Source organism: Corallococcus aberystwythensis (genome assembly GCF_003612165.1).
GTDB lineage: Bacteria > Myxococcota > Myxococcia > Myxococcales > Myxococcaceae > Corallococcus > Corallococcus aberystwythensis.
In genome coordinates this window covers 1-14,014 of sequence record NZ_RAWK01000260.1, presented here as the reverse complement: position 1 = coordinate 14,014, position 14,014 = coordinate 1, and the positions used below count along the sequence as shown (strand labels likewise).

Genomic DNA, 14,014 nt, shown 5'->3' with positions numbered 1-14,014 from the left:
ACGCAATGGCGGGTGCAGGTGCTGGGGCTGGCGCAGCTGTGGGGCCCTGAAGGCCAGGGGGTGAGGTTGGAGCGGCGCGCCGCGGCGCTGCTGGCGTGGCTGGGGTTGCAGGGCCCTTCGTCCAAGTACGCCCTGGCGTCCCTCCTCTGGCCGGACTCCCCTCCCACCACGGCGCGCAACAACATGCGGCAGCTGCTGCGCCGCCTGCGGCTCGCCAGCGGTGGGGAGGCCCTGGTGGAGGGCGACACCGAGCGGCTGGCATTGGTGGCGCCGTCGAACGTGGACGTCGCCTGCCTGAAGTCCACCACCGAGGCCCGGGCCTATGCCCAGGCGCTGGAGTCCGTCGGGGCCGAAGGCGGCACGCTGCTGGACGGCTTCGACTTCGATGACTGCCCGGAGCTCGCGCGCTGGCTGGACGGGGCCCGCGCGGGCGTCGAGGGCTGGGTGCGCGAGGCGCGCGAGGCGCGAATCGAGCACCTGACGTCCGGGGGCGACTGGAGCGCCGCCCTGGGGCTCGCGCAGGCCTGGGCGCGCCAGGAGCCCGAGTCCGAGCAGGCCGGACGTCACCTCATCCGCCTGCTCTACCTGCAGGGAGACCGGGGCGCGGCGCTCGCGGCCTTCGAACAACTGCGCGGCGTGCTCGAGCGCGAGCTGGGCGTCACGCCCCTGCCGGAGACGCTCGCGCTGGTGCGGGAGGTGGAGAAGGGCATGCAGCGCCCCCACCCCACGGCGAGCCCGCGCCCGGCGCTGCCCCTGTCCGTCCTGCGCCCGCCGGTGCTGGTGGGCCGGGAGGCCGCGTGGCGGCAGCTGGAGGCCGGCTGGGAGGCGGGCCAGATGCTGTTCATCTCCGGCGCCCCCGGCAGCGGCAAGACGCGGCTGGCGGAGGAGTTCGCGAACGCGAAGGGACGCTGGGGACGCGTCGAGGGGCGGGAAGGAGACAGCGACGTGCCGTTCGCCTCGCAGGCGCGCGCCTTCCGCACGCAGCTGGCGCGCTGGCCGGACGTGAAGCTGCCGGACTGGGTGCGCACCGAGCTGTCGCGCATCCTCCCGGAGCTGGGGGAGACGCGGCTGCTGCCGCCGCTGGACTCCGAGACCGGGATGCTGCGCTTCTACGACGCGGGCGCGGTGGCGCTCTACCTGCTCCACGAGCACGACGCCATCTGCATCGCGGACGACGTGCAGTACTGGGACGCGGCCAGCGCCAAGTCCTTCTTCTTCGCGCTCCCCCGGATGTTCGAAGCCACCTCCAGGGGCGCCCAGCCCCTTCGCTTCATCGACTGCTACCGCCGGGGTGAGCTGCCCGCCCAGACGCGGGCCCACGTGGCGCGGCTCCTCGACGCGGGGCTGGCGCGCGTCGTGGAGCTGGAGGCGCTGACGGGCGAGGGGGTGAAGCACATGGTGGCGGCCATGGGGCTGCCCGGCGCGGAGGCGCACGCGGACAACCTGACGCGCTACACGGGCGGCAATCCCCTGTACGTGGTGGAGACCCTGAAGCACCTGCTGGAGACGGACTCGCTGCTCCGGGACTGGCCCCAGCGGCTGCCGCCCCCGGACCGGGTGGGGCCCCTCATCCAATTGCGGCTGGAGCGGCTGTCCGCGCTGGCGCTCCAGTGCGCCCGGCTCGCGGCGCTGGCGGGCGCCTTCTTCCGCACGTCGCTCGTGCCCCGGGTGCTCCAGGTGACGGCGGCGGCCGCGCACGAAGCGCTCGTGGAGCTGGAGTCAGCCCAGATCCTGTTGGGAGAGCGCTTCAGCCACGACCTGGTGATGGAGGCCGTGCGGGCCGGGATGCTGCCCGGGGAGGAGCGGGCGCTGCACGGCCGGCTCGCCACGGCGCTGGAGGAGGACGCGGCCCCCGCCATCCTCCTGGCCCACCACTGGATTGAAGCGGGGCGCGTGGAGCGGGGACTGCCGCACCTGCTGGCGTCGGCGCACTCCGATGAACAGGTGCTGCCACCGGAGCAGGCGGCGGACCACTACGCCCGGGCCGCCGCCCTCATGGTGGCCACGGGCCAGTGGGAGGACGCCGTGCGGGCGCGGGCCGCCGAAGCGCGCTGCCGCCTCCAGGCCTCCGCCGCCGGCCCCCACGTCCAGCCCACCTGGTCCGCCCGGGCTCCCGCCGGGAGGACGCGGTAGCCATCAGCCCTGGGCCAGCAGCTTCCTGTTCATGCGGGCTTGATCAACACCTCACGCCCTGGGCGGGCCCCGGCGACGCCGCGGGACGCTTCATGTAGGCGCCCGGTGTGAGCCCGATGAGCTCCCGGAAGTCGGCGATGAGGTGCGCCTGGTCGTAGTAGCCCGCGTCCACGGCGATGCGCCCCCAGTCCCTGGAGGTCGCCGTCATCCGTACGGCGCGTTGCAGGCGAACGGTCCGCGCGAAGTCCTTGGGCCCGATGCCGACGTTCTCCGTGAACGCTCGGCGAAGGTGCCGCGCCGTCACGCCCAGTTGCTCCGCCACGGTCTCCACCCGAACCGCGTCTCCTTCGAGCAGGTGGACCGCGCGGCGAGCGAGCCGTGCCGAGGCCGGTTCAAAGGTCTGGTGGGCCCGCAGGGCGATTGCCCGGGAGACGCGGTCCAGGACCTCCGGCTGGCTTCGCGCGGCCAGGAGCTCGAAGCACAGGTCGCCACCCGGACGGCCCCAGAGGTCTTCCAGCGGGACGATCCGGTCCGTCAGCGCGTTCGCCGCCACGCCCAGGAGCGGCACCGCCCAGCCTGGCTTGAACTGAAGGATGAGCGCGCGCACGATGCCGGGGGCGTTCTTGAACAGCGCCTGCGTTCGCGGACCCACGAGGCAGAGATCGCCTCTGCGGCCCTCCTCGAGCACTCGAAAGACCAGCGTCGTTCTTCCGTCGGGCAGCCGTTCGTGACGCGCGCTTCCTCCGATGGGCACGAGCGCGTGAACGTCCTCGACGAAGCGGGAGAGCGAGAACGTCGGGGCGGCGGGAACCCTCGTGCGCGGCATCCTCGCACTCTCGCGCGTCCACCACGGTCATTCAACCCGGCAGCCAAGGCGCGGGGAAATGTCCGGTCCTTCCAATCGCAGAACAGCGGCGGGAGGTACGAAGACACTCATGAACAAGCCAGCTCCCACGCCCGTCCTCTCCCTCAGCCCCATCGTGCTGCCGGCTCCCGGCCGCGCCGTCGAGCTCCAGCTGCGCATCTCCGCGCCCGTGACCGGAAGCAACCTGCCCATCCTCCTGCTGTCCCACGGCCACGGACGCTCCAACCATCTCTCGTCACTGAACGGCTACGCCCCGCTCGCCAACTACTTCGCGGCACATGGCTTCGTCGTCATCCAGCCCACGCACCTCGACTCGAAGACGCTCTCGCTCGGCCCTGATGCTCCGGATGGGCCCCTGTTCTCGAGGTCACGTGCCGAGGACATGACGCGCATCCTCGACCAGTTGGATGTGATTGAGCGTGCCTTCGTCGGGCTCGCCGGGCGCATGGACCGGAGCAGGGTGGCCGTCATCGGTCACTCAATGGGTGGGCACACCGCGAGCCTGCTGCTTGGCGCGCGGTACAAGGACCCCCACGATGGAACGGAAGTGAACCGCTACGAGCCGCGGATCAAGGCAGGCGTCCTGCTCGCCGCGCCCGGCCGGGGAGGAGACGCGCTCAGCAGGTTCGCGGCGGAGAACTACCCCTTCTTCTCGACCACCGACTTCTCCCGGATGACGACGCCCGCGCTCGTGGTCGCTGGCGACAAGGACGCCTCGGCCCACCTGACGGTCGCGGGCCCCGCCTGGCACGCGGATCCCTATTTCCTCTCCCCAGGCCCCAAGTCCCTGGTCACCCTGTTCGACGCGGAGCACGGGCTGGGCGGAGTGTCTGGCTATGACGTCGCGGAGACCACGGACGAGAATCCCGAGCGCGTGGCGACCGTCCAGCGCCTCACCTTCGCCTTCCTCCGCACCGCGCTCCATCCCGGAGACCCCGCCTGGCAGGAAGCGCAAGACGCGCTGACACGCGCGACCCCACCGCTCGGCCGGGTCGAATCCAAGTAGCCGCCCCGGGCCCTCTCACGGCGCTTCAGACCTCCAAGACCCTATCAGGCTCAGGTTCCTCCTCATCAATGCGTCTGTTCTGCCGCGCATGGAAGCTTGACCACTGAAGCTCCTTGACGGCTGACTCATCGCGGTCCAGCGGGTCCTGCAAGCTGGGCCTACTCCAGCGGCGCGGGAAACGCGGGCAGCGCGGCGAAGTCCTCGGGCACGTGCTCACGGATGACGCGGGCGTTGGAGTCCCTGGCCAGCGCCTCCACGCGCTTCATGGACTCCAGGGTCTGCTCGCGGTTGAAGTTGTACACGGGCACCAGCTGCCGCTCGCGGGACTGGGGCAGCGGCCACAGGTCACCCGTGAGCAGGACGGCGCCGGACTTCGCCGTCTTCACCAGCAGCACGGTATGGCCGGGCGTGTGCCCGGGGGCCTGGTGGATGGTGACGGCGCCGTCGCCGAACACGTCGTAGGGGGCGTCGCCTTCGATGCGCACGGTCTTCGCGTGCTCCAGCGCGCTGTAGTGGGGGACCTCACCGCGCTGCACGGCCTGCTCGGAGAAGGCCGCGTCGCGTTCTTCCGCGTCCACGAGCCACGTCGAGCCCGCGAACAGGTTGGCGTTGCCGGCGTGGTCGAAGTGCAGGTGGGAGAACGACACGAACTCGACGTCGGCCGGCGCCAGTCCCAGCTCACCCAGCGAGGCCGTGAGCTTCTTCTTCATCTCGAAGCGTATGGGCTGGCCCTGCGGGCGCAGGCCCCCCGGCATGTCCGCGATGCTCTCGGAGAGGCCGCTGTCCCAGAGCAGGTCGCCCTTGGAATGGCGGATCAGGTAGCAGGGGACAATGCCCTCGTTGGACACGCCCTTCAACGAACCGTCGTCCGCCATCATGCCGGCATCACCGAGCTGCACGTAGCCGCAGTCGATGGCGTAGAGCTTCACGCTGGCCGGGGCTTCGGCGGGAGCCGTCCGCGAAGCGGTGTTCGTGTTGACGCAGGCAGTGAGCGCGAGACAGGCGGACCACAGGCGAAGGGTCTTCAGGGGCGGCTCCAGGAGTGAAGCGGGGGAGTCAGCTACCGCGTGGGCTCTTCTTCCATGAGGAAGTCGCCAATGGTCTTCCACATCGCCTCGAACTGGGGGCGGCGGAAGCCGGAGCCGGAGATGAGCCAGTCCACGTGCGGGGGCTGGTGCGCCGGCTGGTCGAAGTGGCCAATGGCATCCAGGTGGTCCGCGCGCACCGCCGCCAGCACGCGGCCGTACACCTGCGAGCGCGTGGGCACGATGCCGTCACACGCGGTGGGGCCGGGCATGGCGCCGTAGGCCTGCACCAGCGCCGCCGTCTGCGCGGGCGTGTGCAGGGGCAACTGCGTGAGCGGCATCCGCTGCGTCTGGCCGTACACGAACGCGTAGATGGTATGCGTGAGCTGCGCGTACGGGTCCAGGCCCGCGGCCAGCCGCGTGCGCAGGGACGGGGGCCGGGCCTGCGTCACCACGGAGCCGTAGCGCACGCCGGGCCGGTCATGCGTGCCGCCGTTGAACAGGTCGATGCCCTCCGGCGTGAGCTGGGGGATGAGCGACGTGTCCCGGCCCACGTCCCAGAGGAACTTCGTCACCGCGTCGCGCCGCTCGCTGGAGAAGTCTCCCAGGAGCTGGTCGAAGAGCTGATCCAGCAGCGTGGCCTTCCAGCCCAGCTGATCATCCGCCCGCGCCATCAGGTGCCCGAAGCGGAACACCACGCTCAGGGGCAGCCGGCCGAAGCGCAGCACGTACATGGTGAACAGCGACAGCAGCTTCAAGAGCTGCTGGCCGAAGAGGCCCAGGAAGAACGTGGCCAGCGGCGTGCCCGCGTGAGGGGCGGACAGCGTCACCACCGTGCGCACGCGGCGCGCGAAGGGCTCCAGTTCCAGGGCCTCCGACACCTGCGCGCCGGGGGAGACGAACAGCCGTGCATCCAGTCCACCGGTGGAGTGGCCCACCAGGTGGATGGGGCCGTCGTCCCCGGAGGCCGTCTCGCTCACGGCTTTGAGCAGGTCCGCGGTGCGCTGGCGGATGGACGCGGTGGGATGGGAGATGATGGTCACCACCTCCGCGTCGATTCCCCGGCGGGCGAGGTCCTGCTTCAGGAACTCGTACGCGTGGCCGAAGTAGAGCAGCTCGCCCAGGTTGGTGAAGCCGAAGAAGCCAGGGACGAGGTAGACGTGGTGCTTCACGGACATGGGCCCGCGAGCATAGCCCACGCTCCCGGGATGGGCTTGGAATACCCGGCGTCCCACGCGGTTGACGCACGCCCGGCTGCATTGACAAAACCGGCTGTCTCTTTTCCCTCCCACGAAGGAAGACTCCCCGTGTACCGCAGACTGCTCGCGCTTGGCCTGCTGACGTCCCTCCCCGCCGCGGCGGATGAGGGCATGTGGACCTACGACGCCTTTCCCGCCGCCCAGGTGAAGAAGGCCTACGGCTTCGAGCCCACGCAGGCCTGGCTGGACAAGGTGCGCCTGGGCTCCGTGCGGCTCGCGGGCGGCTGCTCCGCGAGCTTCGTGTCGCCGGACGGCCTGGTGATGACGAACCACCACTGCGTGCGCAGCTGCATCGAGGAGCTGACGACCGCGAAGGACGACCTGCTGGCGAAGGGCTTCCAGGCGAAGACGGCGAAGCAGGAGCGGCGCTGTCCCAAGATTGAAGCCAACCAGCTGGTGGAGATGACGGACGTCACCGAGCGGATGAACGCGGCGACGAAGGGCCAGTCCGGCGCGGCCTTCAACACCGCGCTCAAGAAGGAGATGGCCGCGGTGGAGGCCGCGTGCACCACCGGCGCGGACGTGCGCTGCGACGTGGTGACGCTCTACAACGGCGGCAAGTACCAGCTCTACAAGTACCGCCGCTTCCAGGACGTGCGGCTCGTGTTCGCGCCGGAGTTCTCCATGGCGGCGTTCGGTGGGGACGCGGACAACTTCAACTTCCCGCGCTACGGCTACGACGTGGCCTTCATGCGCGTGTGGCAGAACGACGCGCCGGCGAAGAGCCCGGACTTCCTGCCGTGGGCGAAGGAGGGCGCGAAGGAGGGCGACCTCGTCTTCGTCTCCGGCCACCCGGGCGGCACGGAGCGCAAGAGCACGGTGGCGGAGCTGGAGTTCCAGCGCGACGTGGCGCTGCCCCAGACGCTGCTCCAGCTGGCGGAGATGCGGGGCGCGCTGCGCGAGTTCACCAGCGCGTCGCCGGAGCGCTACCGCGTGGCGCGCTCCAGCCTGCGCGGCGTGGAGAACGGGCTCAAGGCGCTGAAGGGCCGGCAGGAGACGCTGGCGGACCCCACGGTCCTCGCGCGCAAGCGGCAGGTGGAGGCGGAGCTGCGCAAGCGCATCGACGCGAACCCCCAGGCCAAGGCGCTGACGCAGGGCATGTGGGAGGAGACGGCGCAGGCGTTGGACACGTGGCGCCGGATGATGAACGACTACCGCATGAAGGGCGCGGGGGACGCGTTCCGCTCCGACCTGTTCTCCTATGCGCAGGCGCTGGTGCGCGCGGCGGAGGAGCTGCCCAAGCCCAACGGGGAGCGCCTGCGCGAGTACACCGACGGCCAGCTCCCTGCGCTGAAGCAGCGGCTGCTGCGGGAAGCGCCCATCCCGGCGGAGCTGGAGACGCTGACGCTGACGTTCGGCTTCAACAAGGTGCGCGAGACGCTGGGCGCGGATGATCCGTTCGTGCGGCTGGTGCTGGAAAAGGAGGCGCCGGCGGACCTGGCGAGGTCGCTGGTGCGCGGCTCGAAGCTGGGCGACGTGAAGGTGCGCCAGGCGCTGCTGGACGGCGGCAAGGCGGCGGTGGACGCGTCGAAGGATCCGATGATCATCCTGGCGCGCAAGGTGGACGCGGAGACGCGCGCGTCGCGCAAGCGCTACGAGGACACGGTGGAGGCGGTGCTCAAGCGCAACGGCGAGCGGCTGGCGAAGGCGTACCTGCTGGTGAACGGCACGGCGGGCGCGCCTGACGCGACCTTCACGCTGCGGCTCAACGCCGGGCAGGTGAAGGGCTGGGACGACAACGGCAAGGCGGTGCCCGCGCTGACCACGTTCGGCGGCGCGTACGGGCGTGACACGGGCAAGGAGCCCTTCAAGCTGCCGGCGCCGTGGGTGAAGGCGAAGGGGAAGGTGCCGGACACGACGCCGCTGGACATGGCGACGACCAACGACATCATCGGCGGCAACTCCGGCTCGCCGGTGGTGAACCGCGACGGGCAGGTGGTGGGGCTCATCTTCGACGGCAACCTGCCGTCGCTGGGAGGCCGCTACCTCTACGTGCCGGAGACGAACCGCGCGGTGGCGGTGCACGGCGACGGCATCCTCGCCGCGCTGGAGCACGTCTACGGCGCTGCGCGCGTGGTCAACGAGCTGAAGGGCGCGCAGGCCGCGTCCGCGGCTCCGGCCCGCTAGGCCTCCGGGCCGACACGGCCCCAGCCGGTCCGACAGCCGGACCGGTTCGGGCCACCCCGGGGCCTCATCGTCCCTGGGGCTTCCGTGCGCGGGCCGCCGGAGGAACGCGCTTCAGCAGTCCTTCCGCCTCCAGCGCGGCGCACAGGGCGGGGATGTGGCCCCGGTGCGTCTTGAAGCGCCGCAGGAACCAGATCACCCAGTCCAAGGGCGGCGTCAGGTAGTACGAGCGGTAGGCATCCGGCTGGAGCGAGTCCAGGAAGGGGTTCACGTCGTGCACGCCGAGCAGCGGACGGTGCGCGGGCAGCTTCGCGAGCTTGCGGTTCGCGGGGGCTTCGTCGTTCATCGCCCCCGTCACCGTGTAGCGCTCGCGCAGGTAGCGGTTGAAGGTGCGGTGGCCGTCAGGCTCCTGGAGGAGCGCGCGCAGGAGCTGCGCCTGCTCACCCCGGTCCATCCGCGCCGCCTTGCGTCGCGCCTCCTGTCGCCGCCAGTAGATGTGGCGCCACGCGGCTTCGGCGGGGTCCTCGAACGCGCTCGTACGCTCCAGGTGGCCCAGCGCGTGCTCGCCGATGACGCTCCTGGGCAACAGGCCCCGGACGTGCCCGATGCGGGCCTCGCGCGGCAGGTGGCGCGTGCGTGCGGTAGCCCAGCGGATGAACGGGTTCACCTTGTCGCCCGATTGCCGCCAGTACACCTGCTGGTGGATCGCCGTGTCCTCCCACGGCGCGCAGGGCGGCACGTCCGCCTCCACGTCGCCGTCGCGCAGCCACATCGCCAGCTCCTGCCGCACCTCGTGGCGGGCCGCGCGGTGGATGCGCGCACGCGCCTTGCGCGCGGGCTCCCGGTTCTTCGACGGCAGCAGCGAGCGCGCCATCTGCCGGACCTTCTCGTCTGAGTGGATCATCGCCCGCGGCCCCTCCGTGGCGGCCGTGGACGTGGCGCACGCTCATTACCTGACGCGCGCTGGACGTCTTCCACCGCGACGCGTCGGGTCCCGGACAACCGCGGCCCAGAACCTCCCGGGTGCTTGGTGCGTCGCGTCAGGAACGCACTACGTTGGGTGCGCGGACCTTCAGTCCGCCCCTGTCTTCGCGCGGTTGCGTTCCCCGGAACTCATCCGTCCGGGCGCCTTCCCGGGGTGGTTGGGAGCTGGCGCCCGTCGTGCGGTAGCATCTGATTCGTCACGCCGGGGGGAGGGAGGATGCACGATGGTGGTGGAGGCCCCAGAGCCCCGGACGATGTCGGCCATCATGTTCACGGACATGGAGGCCCCTGCAGGTCAACGTTGGCGGGATGAGTCGCTGCAACAAGCGCTGCACGAGGAGCACGGTCAGTTGGTGCGCGGGCTGCTCGCGCGCCACGGTGGCCGCGAGGTGAAGCGGATGGAGGAGGGCGGCTTCCTCCTGGAGTTCGAATCCGGCCTGCCCGCGGTGTCGTTCGCGCAGGAGTGGCGAGCCGCCGTGGACGCGCGCAACCGCGCCGTTCCCACCGAGCAGCGGATGTCCGTCCGCGCGGGCGCGCACCTGGGCATGGTGGTGCACCGCGACGGCGACATCTTCGGCGAGGGCGTCAACCTGGCGGCCCGCATCGAGTCCCTGGCACGCCCGGGCACCGTCTACGTCAGCGAGACGGTGGCCGCGCAGTTGGAGGGCCGGCTGAAGGCGCCCCCCGTGCGGCTGGGCCGCAACGAGTTGAAGAACATCCGGCTGCCGGTGGCGGTGTTCCGCATCGACCCGCCGAAGGAGGCCCGGAACGAGCGTGCGCTCCTGTCGCGCGTGCGTTCACTGCTGGGCCGTAAGCGCGCACCCGCGGACGGTTGAGGCTTGTGGCCGGGCGCGCGGCGGTAAGGTGCCGCGCCATGTCCGAGCTCACCCTGGTCGTTGGTTCCAAGAACTTCTCTTCCTGGTCGCTGCGCCCCTACCTCGCCCTGGCCCACACCGGCCAGCCGTTCCGCGAGGTGGTGGTGCCGCTGGACACGCCGGAGACGGCGGCGCTCATCGCCATGCACTCGCCCAGCGGCCGGGTGCCGGTGCTCAAGCACGGCGACACGCTGGTGTGGGATTCGCTGTCCATCTGCGAGTACCTGGCGGAGGCATTCCCGGACGCGAAACTGTGGCCCACGGACAGCGCGACGCGTGCGATGGCGCGCTCGGTGACGTCGGAGATGCACTCGGGCTTCACGGCGCTGCGCACGAACCTCCCCATGGACATCAGCGCGCGCAAGTCGGTGCCGGGCATGGATGCGCCGGGCGTGCACGCGGACATCGCGCGCATCCAGGGGCTGTGGGCGGGCTGCCGCGAGCGCTACGGCAAGGGCGGGCCCTTCCTCTTCGGCGCCTTCTCCATCGCGGACGCGTTCTACGCGCCCGTCATCACCCGCTTCGTCACCTATGGCGTCCCGTTCCGTCCGGAGAACGCCGCGTACCGCGACGCGGTGCTGGGCCTGCCCGCGATGATCAAATGGACGGAGGCCGCCAAGGGCGAGCCGCCGCTCGCGCGCTACCGGTAGCTCACAACCCCAGTGACTTGAGCTGGGAGTCGAACGTGGGCGCGTCCGTGAAGACGTGCCCGCGGATTCCCAGCGCCCGGGCCGCGTCCACGAACTCCGGCAGGTCGTCGAAGAAGGCGGCCTCCCCGGGCGCGCAGCCTGCCTTCTCCAGCGCGAGCCGGTAGATGGCCGGCTCCGGCTTCACGTGCCCCACCTCGCAGCTCATCACCCGCGCGTCGAAGCGCTGGAGCACGGGCAAGAGGGGCTTCAAATAGGCCACGTGCAGCGCGTTGGTGTTGGACACCAGCACCAGCTTCACCCGGCCGGCGAGCCCCTCCACGCGCGGCAGCACCGCGTCGTGCACCGTGAAGTGGCTGCTCCACAGGGGCGCGAACTCCTCCATGGGCAGGTCCACGCCCAGCGCGCCGCACACGTCCTTCCGGATGCCCTCCGCGTCCAGCAGACCGCGGTTCGCCGCCGTCCACCCCGCGCCGGTGAGCCGCCGCGCGGCCTCCTGGGGCTCGAGCCCCGCCCGCGCCGCGAGCCTCGCGAAGAGCAGCGCGTTGTCGTGGAACACCAGCACGTTGCCCAGGTCCAGCAGCACGGCCTTCACGGTGGGGACGGCGGACACGGTGGACTCCGGTTCAGATGCGGTAGGCGCGCGCGACGCCTTCCATCTGGCCCGCGACTTCCTGCAGCCGCTTCGCCGCGCCGGTGGTGGACTTCAGGCTGGTCTGCGTCTCCGTCATCATGGAGGACAGGTCCGTCACCGCGCTGAAGATTTGAGCGATGCCCGCGTTCTGCTGGTTCACCGCTCCAGCAATCTGCCGCGCCGCCGCGGCGTTGTCCTGGACGATGGTGGCCAGCTCCTTCAGGTGCTCACCGCTCGTGCGCACCTGCTCCAGGCCTTCCGCGACGCTGGAGTGGCTCTGCTCCGTCATCTTCGCCGTGGAGATGATGGCGTGGCCCAGGTCTCCCAGGATGTCGCGCACCTTCTCCGTGGCCTGGATGGACTGGTCCGCCAGGTTGCGGATTTCGCGCGCCACCACGCTGAAGCCCTTGCCGTGCTCGCCGGAGCGGACGGCCTCGATGGCGGCGTTGAGCGCGAGCATGTTGGACTGGTCCGCCAGGTCCTTCACCGTCTGGGTGATGCCGCCAATCTGCTGCGTGCGCTCGTTGAGCTGCACGATGCGCATGGCCATCTCCCCGGACTGCTCGTGCAGCCCCTGGAAGCCGCCCAGGCTGTCGCGGATGGCGACCTCGCCCGCGCGGCCCACCTCCTCCGCGCGCGACGCCACGCTCAGCACCGTCTCCGCCTTCTCCGCGGCCAGGAGCGACGTCTGCTTGATCTCCTGCGCCGTCACCTGCGTCTCCTGGAGCGCGGCGGCCTGACGGGCCACGTTGCGCTCCTGGACCTCGGAGGCCAGGTTGAGCTCCGCCACCGTCTCACTGAGGACGTGCGTGCCCTCCTGGAGGCTGGTGGCCGTCTCGCGCAGGTTCTTCATCATCTGCCCGAAGGCCTGCGTGAGTTCTCCCACCTCGTCCCGCCCCGCCTTCACCTCCATCACCTGCGTGAGGTCGCCCTCCTTCACCACGCGGCGGACCACCTCACTGAGCGCGCGCAGCGGCCGGGTGATGCCGCGCGCCAGCATCCACGAGCCCAGGCCCACCACCGCCACGAAGAGGGCGGCCAGCCCCAGCACCAGCCGGCGCATCCGGTTGAGGGGCCCGTAGGCCTCCTCCGGGTCCAGCCGGGCGATGAACTTCCAGCCGTCCCCCACGTCGCGCACGTCCGAGCCGTTCACCGCGACCACGGTCACGCGGCCCGTGTCGTCGTGCGCGCCCTTGCGCGTGTCGAACAGCGTCCGGCCGTCCGCGCCCTGCAGCTCCAGGGAGAAGCTGTCGTGGCCGCGGTGGCGGGCCCGGGCGAGCGCGGGCTTCACCAGCTCCCCCACCTGGCCCCAGTCGAACGCGGCGAGCAGCACGCCCAGCCGCTGGCCCTGCTCGTCCATCACCGGCACCGCCAGGGGCAGCACGTGCACGCTGTAGATGGGGTCTTCGACCTCCACGCCCTCGGCGGTGGTGATGCCGGCCTGCGCCTTCTGGAACCACGCCGCCTGACGCACCCCTTCCGCGCCCCCGGCGTACGCCTCGCGCAGCGCGGGCGTGCTGGCGGAGACCGCCACGCCGTCGTCGCTGAAGAGCACGATGCCGTTGAGGGTGAGGTAGCGCCGCTGGAGGAGCGACAGCATCGCGTCGCTGGCCGCGGGGTTCTTCGTGCGCAGCGCCTGGCGCAGGACCGGGTCCTCCGCCCAGCTCTGCGCGCTCGCCTCGCGCTCCGCCAGGGTGGACTCCAGCAGATCCTTGAACCCCTCCGCCTCCATCCGCAGCGAGGTGTCTATCTGCGACTCCGTCTGCTGGCGCATCAGCTTGTCCTGCAAGCCGGTCAGCGTCAGGAGCGGAACGCAGGACACCAGGGTCATGTACAGCAGCAGCCGCCCACGCAGCGTCAGGGACGGCAGGATGAAAGAAGGCATGGCACGCCGGCGCGAAGAGGACCCGGATTCCTATACCAGAACCCGGGCCCTGAACCCCCCGGACGACTGGCCGCCTACAGCACGGGCACCCGGTCAGGCAGGTCCCGCGCGGGCAGGTTGGAGTAGTCCGCGTCCAGGTCCAGCCGCACCCGCTGCTTCACGCGCGTGCTGAGCAGCCCCCGGAGCATGCCCAGGAACCCGGGCGGCGCCGCGATGACCACCTGGTCGAACGCGTGCGAGTCCACGCCCTTGTCCAGGCGGGCGGACAGCTCCCTCGCGAAGCGCTCGTGCTCCAGCTGCCGCCGGCCGTCCGGCTCGTTCTCCGACACCGGGCGGTGCAGCGTGCCCGCGTTGGGGTTGTCCGCCTGATTGAACAGATCGACGGGCTTGGCCCGGCTCTCGTCATGCTGGAACTGCTCGATGAGGTCCCACTTCTCCGCCTTCGCATCCGTGGCGAAGAGCCGGGCGCGACTCGCGTTGGCCACCAGGATCCAGAGCCTCTTGTCCGCCATCTTCACGCCTCCTTGTCTCTTGAGGGATGCGGAGCCCCCCGGTCCCCGGCAAGCTTCCCCCAGGG

Annotated in this window: 12 protein-coding genes; 5 read left to right on the top strand and 7 right to left on the bottom strand. The window is 71.0% G+C overall.

All coding sequences use genetic code 11. The features are described from left to right. On the top strand, positions 1-2,133 hold a 2,133-nt coding region (locus D7W81_RS32685; protein WP_306440927.1), incomplete at its 5' end, for an ATP-binding protein. A 43-nt stretch (positions 2,134-2,176) separates the two neighbouring features. On the opposite strand, the gene D7W81_RS32680 is transcribed toward D7W81_RS32685, so the two are convergent. Then, positions 2,177-2,959, bottom strand: a complete 783-nt coding sequence (locus tag D7W81_RS32680; RefSeq protein ID WP_306440926.1) for a helix-turn-helix domain-containing protein — start codon at positions 2,957-2,959, stop codon at positions 2,177-2,179. A gap of 109 nt (positions 2,960-3,068) precedes the next feature. Here D7W81_RS32680 and D7W81_RS32675 point away from each other — a divergent pair, with 109 nt between their 5' ends. Further along, entirely contained in the window at positions 3,069-4,004 is a 936-nt protein-coding gene (locus tag D7W81_RS32675; protein WP_120559323.1) for an alpha/beta hydrolase family protein, read from the top strand. 158 nt (positions 4,005-4,162) lie between these two features. On the opposite strand, the gene D7W81_RS32670 is transcribed toward D7W81_RS32675, so the two are convergent. Both D7W81_RS32670 and D7W81_RS32665 read right to left on the bottom strand, forming a co-directional pair. Further along, on the bottom strand, positions 4,163-4,933 hold the full coding sequence (locus tag D7W81_RS32670) for an N-acyl homoserine lactonase family protein (protein ID WP_244227572.1): 771 nt from the start codon (positions 4,931-4,933) through the stop codon (positions 4,163-4,165). Positions 4,934-5,064: 131 nt separating this feature from the next. After that, positions 5,065-6,207 carry an esterase/lipase family protein gene (locus D7W81_RS32665; protein ID WP_120559322.1) on the bottom strand — a complete coding sequence of 381 codons (1,143 nt, stop codon included), beginning with the start codon at positions 6,205-6,207 and terminating at the stop codon, positions 5,065-5,067. A gap of 129 nt (positions 6,208-6,336) precedes the next feature. Between D7W81_RS32665 and D7W81_RS32660 the strand changes: the two genes are divergently transcribed. Continuing rightward, entirely contained in the window at positions 6,337-8,415 is a 2,079-nt protein-coding gene (locus D7W81_RS32660; protein ID WP_120559321.1) for a S46 family peptidase, read from the top strand. A 64-nt stretch (positions 8,416-8,479) separates the two neighbouring features. Here the strand turns inward: D7W81_RS32660 and D7W81_RS32655 are convergent, their stop codons facing one another. Further along, complete coding sequence (locus tag D7W81_RS32655) at positions 8,480-9,316, bottom strand: hypothetical protein (RefSeq protein ID WP_120559320.1); 837 nt, start codon at positions 9,314-9,316, stop codon at positions 8,480-8,482. 304 nt (positions 9,317-9,620) lie between these two features. Here D7W81_RS32655 and D7W81_RS32650 point away from each other — a divergent pair, with 304 nt between their 5' ends. Together D7W81_RS32650 and D7W81_RS32645 are read left to right on the top strand one after the other, a co-directional pair. Continuing rightward, positions 9,621-10,232: an adenylate/guanylate cyclase domain-containing protein gene (locus D7W81_RS32650; RefSeq protein WP_120559319.1), complete on the top strand. Its 612-nt coding sequence runs from the start codon at positions 9,621-9,623 to the stop codon at positions 10,230-10,232. A gap of 38 nt (positions 10,233-10,270) precedes the next feature. Beyond that, positions 10,271-10,921: a glutathione S-transferase family protein gene (locus D7W81_RS32645; RefSeq protein ID WP_120559318.1), complete on the top strand. Its 651-nt coding sequence runs from the start codon at positions 10,271-10,273 to the stop codon at positions 10,919-10,921. 1 nt (position 10,922) lies between these two features. Here the strand turns inward: D7W81_RS32645 and D7W81_RS32640 are convergent, their stop codons facing one another. From D7W81_RS32640 to D7W81_RS32630, 3 genes are all read right to left on the bottom strand, one after another. Continuing rightward, a complete protein-coding gene (locus D7W81_RS32640; protein WP_120559317.1) occupies positions 10,923-11,531 on the bottom strand; it encodes an HAD family hydrolase in 609 nt (202 codons plus the stop codon). 13 nt (positions 11,532-11,544) lie between these two features. Next, positions 11,545-13,437 carry a methyl-accepting chemotaxis protein gene (locus D7W81_RS32635; protein ID WP_120559316.1) on the bottom strand — a complete coding sequence of 631 codons (1,893 nt, stop codon included), beginning with the start codon at positions 13,435-13,437 and terminating at the stop codon, positions 11,545-11,547. Positions 13,438-13,511: 74 nt separating this feature from the next. Continuing rightward, positions 13,512-13,949, bottom strand: a complete 438-nt coding sequence (locus D7W81_RS32630; protein WP_120559315.1) for a host attachment protein — start codon at positions 13,947-13,949, stop codon at positions 13,512-13,514. Positions 13,950-14,014: the final 65 nt, after the last annotated feature.

What these genes read in the sequence shown, in the direction of transcription:
- D7W81_RS32635 (WP_120559316.1), bottom strand. Translation starts at nt 13,437, where the DNA reads ATGCCTTCTTTCATCCTGCCGTCCCTGACGCTGCGTGGGCGGCTGCTG.
- D7W81_RS32650 (WP_120559319.1), top strand. Translation starts at nt 9,621, where the DNA reads ATGGTGGTGGAGGCCCCAGAGCCCCGGACGATGTCGGCCATCATGTTC.
- D7W81_RS32665 (WP_120559322.1), bottom strand. Translation starts at nt 6,207, where the DNA reads ATGTCCGTGAAGCACCACGTCTACCTCGTCCCTGGCTTCTTCGGCTTC.
- D7W81_RS32680 (WP_306440926.1), bottom strand. Translation starts at nt 2,959, where the DNA reads ATGCCGCGCACGAGGGTTCCCGCCGCCCCGACGTTCTCGCTCTCCCGC.
- D7W81_RS32655 (WP_120559320.1), bottom strand. Translation starts at nt 9,316, where the DNA reads ATGATCCACTCAGACGAGAAGGTCCGGCAGATGGCGCGCTCGCTGCTG.
- D7W81_RS32630 (WP_120559315.1), bottom strand. Translation starts at nt 13,949, where the DNA reads ATGGCGGACAAGAGGCTCTGGATCCTGGTGGCCAACGCGAGTCGCGCC.
- D7W81_RS32645 (WP_120559318.1), top strand. Translation starts at nt 10,271, where the DNA reads ATGTCCGAGCTCACCCTGGTCGTTGGTTCCAAGAACTTCTCTTCCTGG.
- D7W81_RS32675 (WP_120559323.1), top strand. Translation starts at nt 3,069, where the DNA reads ATGAACAAGCCAGCTCCCACGCCCGTCCTCTCCCTCAGCCCCATCGTG.